Here is a 4,078-nt window from a genome sequence, read left to right on the forward strand (position 1 = left end):
AAGAGTAAGAAAAAATATAGAAAAAGACTGGGAATTCGTAAAAAAAGGAAACAAGAGAAGTTATTGATTATAGAGAGGAGCGAAAGGTTAAATGAATATAAATATGACAAGATGTACTTTGGAAGATTCACGGAAACTTCAAGAAATTGGTTATGAAACATTTAAGGAGACATTTGAGAATCAGAATTCGCCAGAAAATATGAAGACCTATTTGGAAGAGGCATTTAACATAAAGCAAGTAGAAAAAGAGTTATCCAACCCTTCATCGCAATTCTATTTTGTTTCTTTTAATGATGAGGTCGCTGGATATTTAAAGGTTAATACTGGGGATGCTCAGTCTGAAGAAATGGATGATGACTCTCTTGAGATCGAGCGGATTTATATTATAAATAAATTTCAAAATCATGGACTTGGTAAATATCTGTTCAATAAAGCTATGAATATTGCTATGGAACAGAATAAAAACAAGGTCTGGCTAGGCGTATGGGAAAAAAATGAAAATGCTATTTCTTTCTACAAGAGATTGGGGTTTGTTCAAACGGGAGCGCACTCTTTTTTTATGGGGGATGAAGAACAAACGGACTTAATAATGGTCAAAATGCTCCAATAACAAGTAAAGAGGTGAATAAGGATGTATATTCCATAGCATTTTAAAGTCACAGATTTCGATGATGAAATCAGAGATTTTATCCATAGGAACTCTTTTGGAACGATCGTAACGACAAAACAAGGAAAACCTATTGCGACTCACTTACCTGTGGAGTTACATAAACAAGGAGATGACTACTATCTCACTAGACATTTGGCTTATGCGAATCCTCAGTGGAAACTTTCGGGGATGATCCTGTTCTTGTTATGTATCAAGGCCCGCATGCTTACATTTCATCCTTCTCACTTCCACGACGAAAGCAACCCTATTCATTACAGATTCCAGTCTTGGCCCTAGCGGTCTAAAACAAAGGTTACTATCACTAGTTGTATTTACTATTTTAACAAGGGCTAATGCATAACCAATGCCCTCTTCAACCATAATGGCAGCATTATATGCAAGATTGTATGTAGTCACCAAATTAGGACACTTTTTTTAAATGTGTCCTAATTCGGGGTATAGTTTATATGGAAGTAATGCAACTTTTTCAATGTTATGAAGTTAGCTGAAGGTATGAGAATCTCCTGCTTATGTATTTGGATCATCTTTTCAACCTTACGCCCAGAGGTTGCATTTATTCATTACATCTGCCCGCTCATAGAGTAGTTTGAAAGCCGAGATCATGATAAAACTTTTATATGAATATTAAGCAAGAGTAAGTGAGACCTGCTCCAGCATTTGTATATCAAGGATACCCCTTACCTTCATGATTGCTTCTATCTATTCGAAAATTTCTTTATTTCGACAGCCGCATTCGACAATTATTTCCCCATTCCCCGAAGTATAATATTGCCATGTTAACTAAGGGATTAATGGAGGACAGAGAATGCAGCAAAGAAAAATTGTGTTTGCGCTGGGGATTTTGTTATTAGGTTTATGTTTGATGGTAAAGCCGGCAGAGGCCGCAGAGAACGAAGCGATTTTTATTAACAAAAGTAATAACCAACTGGCTTTTTATGAAAATGGCACACTTCAGAAAGTGTTTCCTGTAGCAACGGGAAGAACGAGAAATTTGACGCCGGAAGGAAAATTTTCTCTCGTTAATAAGGTTAAAAACAGGCCATGGTATAAAGAAAACATCCCGGGTGGTGATCCACGGAATCCTTTAGGCGCAAGATGGCTCGGGATAAAAGTTCCGGGCGACTGGGGACATACTTCAGGAAATGTTTACGGAGTACATGGAACAAATAATCCGTCTTCAATTGGAACTTACGCGTCCAGTGGCTGTATTCGCATGTATAACAAAGATGTCATCTGGTTGTATGAACGGGCTGATAAAAATATTCCGGTCTATATTACGAGCTCTTCCTTATCATTCACGGCGTTAGCACAAAAATTTGGAGTTGGAGCCAAAAAAGAAGTCGCAGGATATGAAACCTTCAACGAAACTTTAAGGTACGGCAGTAAAGGAGACTCAGTAAAAATTCTACAGAGAAAACTCAGTATAACTGCTGATGGATCTTTTGGTCCGCAGACCTTAAGAGCTGTAAAGAAGTTTCAAACATCGAAAGGATTAGTGGCTGATGGTATTGTAGGGCCAAAAACAAGAAAAGCATTATTTAGTAAATAATATAGGATTAAAAAAACATGACCTAGGGTAAGACCCTCTTGAAATATACCCCGAATTAAAGACATACTTAATAACGTCTTTATTCGGGGCTTTTGTATGTCCTATTATAATCAAATTAACAGCTTGGGCTTACTGAATTTCCAGTGAAAATTCGCTCTAATCCAATTCGGAATTGAAACCATGTCAGTCTTCTTTCGTATTTATGTTGCTAGCTGCTTGTAGCTCCAAGACTTTTTCTTATTCTGGAGAAACAGAAAATGGGTCTGCAAATTTGGAAGTAACTCAATACAGGTTAATGAAATATGGGAACCCTCACGATTGAGGGGTCTTTTTTAGTTATGAATGTTTTGTGACAACGATGAATATTTACAGGTTATTTCCAATTTTTGTAGAAAGAATTCTTTAGTGGGGTGTTAATATTAGTCAACCAAGCTTTTCCCATAAAAAGAATTCGTACTTATTACTATTTGGTTTGGGCATATCTACTTTAGGAGACTTTATTTATCTCGTTGCCATTAATGTTTTAGTATTAAAACTAACGGGCTCAGCTGCTGCAGTAGCTGGTTTATGGATTATAGGACCTATAGCTTCGATGGTAACGAAATTTTGGTCTGGGAGTATGATAGACCGTTTGAACATTCGAAGAATAATGATTGGAACAGACATCACCCGCGCAGCTTTAGTAGCAATCATTCCTTTCTTCAGCTCTATTTGGCTTATATATGTATGTCTATTCTTTCTCTCCATTTCAAAAGCGTTCTTTGAACCGGCAGCGATTACCTATATAACGAATGTTGTTCCTGAGAAAGGGCGAAAACAATTTAACTCTTTTAGAAGTTTGATAACTTCAAGTGCGTTTTTAATCGGTCCTGCTATTTCTGGAGCACTACTAATCATTACTTCTGTTCATATATCCATATGGATTAATGCTTTATCTTTTGTTGTCTCAGCGATAATGGTGTATTTATTACCAAACGTGAATATTGATGCTGATCAAACAGTAAGCAAACTTAGTTTTAAAATATTGAAAAGTGATTGGAAAGAAGTATTTAAATTCAGTCAGAGCAACCTATATATTGTAAAGGTGTACTTCTTAGCTCAATTTTTTATGATTGTTGCACTTGGAATGGATGCTCAAGAGGTTGTCTTTACTCAAAAGGTATTAAATTTATCTGAAACAGATTACGGCTTACTCATAAGTCTCACAGGAGTTGGTTCTATTTTAGGAGCAACCACTGTTTCGCTCGTGGCTAAAAAGTTGTCTATAAGAGCTCTAATGTCCAGTGGGTATTTTATGGTATCGGTTGGCTATCTAGTCTACGCTTTCTCATTTTCATTTTGGACAGTAGCAATTGGATTTATGGTATTAGGATTTTTCAACTCATTTTCTGGGACTGGATTTATGACTTTTTATCAGAATAACGTTCCAGTTAAAATGATGGGGAGGATTTCTAGCATATACGGGATCTTTCAAAGTTTTCTTCAGGTTATCTTTATTTTATTGATTGGTTTTACAGGTGATATTATTCCGGTTAGGTACAGTATCATTGCTGCCTCAACATTATTGCTAGTGCTAAGCATTTGGCAAATAAAGTTAGTTCTTATGCCAAGCAAATCCAGGTACTTCGAAGAAGAAGCAGAACTCAAAAGCACCTCTTAACATTTCACATTTCCTTCTTTAACTATGTAAGGATTCAATTAAAGGGGAGAAAGATACCTCTCATATTACAAGGAAGCGCCTTCTTGATCTGAAGGGATCTCAAAGCCTTTCATTCCAGTGTAATTTACAAAACCTAAGAGTGGGTCAATGTAAAACGCAATGAGAAATGGCACGAAGATGAATGAAAAAGAAATAAAAA

3 protein-coding genes and 3 pseudogenes are annotated in these 4,078 nt (G+C 36.4%); 5 read left to right on the forward strand and 1 reads right to left on the reverse strand.

Annotation, left to right across the window (positions count from 1 at the left end):
* The 3 genes and pseudogenes from LD39_RS22665 to LD39_RS22180 all read left to right on the forward strand — a co-directional run.
* Window positions 1-67: pseudogene (locus LD39_RS22665) on the forward strand (MarR family transcriptional regulator); the annotation flags it as partial.
* Window positions 68-91: 24 nt separating this feature from the next.
* Window positions 92-610, forward strand: a complete 519-nt coding sequence (locus LD39_RS12065) for a GNAT family N-acetyltransferase (protein ID WP_035546837.1) — start codon at window positions 92-94, stop codon at window positions 608-610.
* 66 nt (window positions 611-676) lie between these two features.
* Window positions 677-888, forward strand: a pseudogene (locus tag LD39_RS22180) (FMN-binding negative transcriptional regulator); the annotation flags it as partial.
* Between the two features lie 22 nt (window positions 889-910).
* Here the strand turns inward: LD39_RS22180 and LD39_RS23580 are convergent.
* Window positions 911-1,072: pseudogene (locus LD39_RS23580) on the reverse strand (LysR family transcriptional regulator); the annotation flags it as partial.
* 403 nt (window positions 1,073-1,475) lie between these two features.
* Between LD39_RS23580 and LD39_RS12075 the strand changes: the two are divergent.
* On the forward strand, window positions 1,476-2,219 hold the full coding sequence (locus tag LD39_RS12075; protein ID WP_035546839.1) for a L,D-transpeptidase family protein: 744 nt from the start codon (window positions 1,476-1,478) through the stop codon (window positions 2,217-2,219).
* A 472-nt stretch (window positions 2,220-2,691) separates the two neighbouring features.
* Window positions 2,692-3,879, forward strand: a complete 1,188-nt coding sequence (locus tag LD39_RS12080; protein WP_231572568.1) for an MFS transporter — start codon at window positions 2,692-2,694, stop codon at window positions 3,877-3,879.
* Window positions 3,880-4,078 lie beyond the last annotated feature (199 nt).

The sequence above is a fragment of the Halobacillus sp. BBL2006 genome (genome assembly GCF_000786645.1).
Lineage (GTDB): Bacteria > Bacillota > Bacilli > Bacillales > Halobacillaceae > Halobacillus.

What these genes read in the sequence shown, in the direction of transcription:
- LD39_RS12075 (WP_035546839.1), top strand. Translation starts at nt 1,476, where the DNA reads ATGCAGCAAAGAAAAATTGTGTTTGCGCTGGGGATTTTGTTATTAGGT.
- LD39_RS12065 (WP_035546837.1), top strand. Translation starts at nt 92, where the DNA reads ATGAATATAAATATGACAAGATGTACTTTGGAAGATTCACGGAAACTT.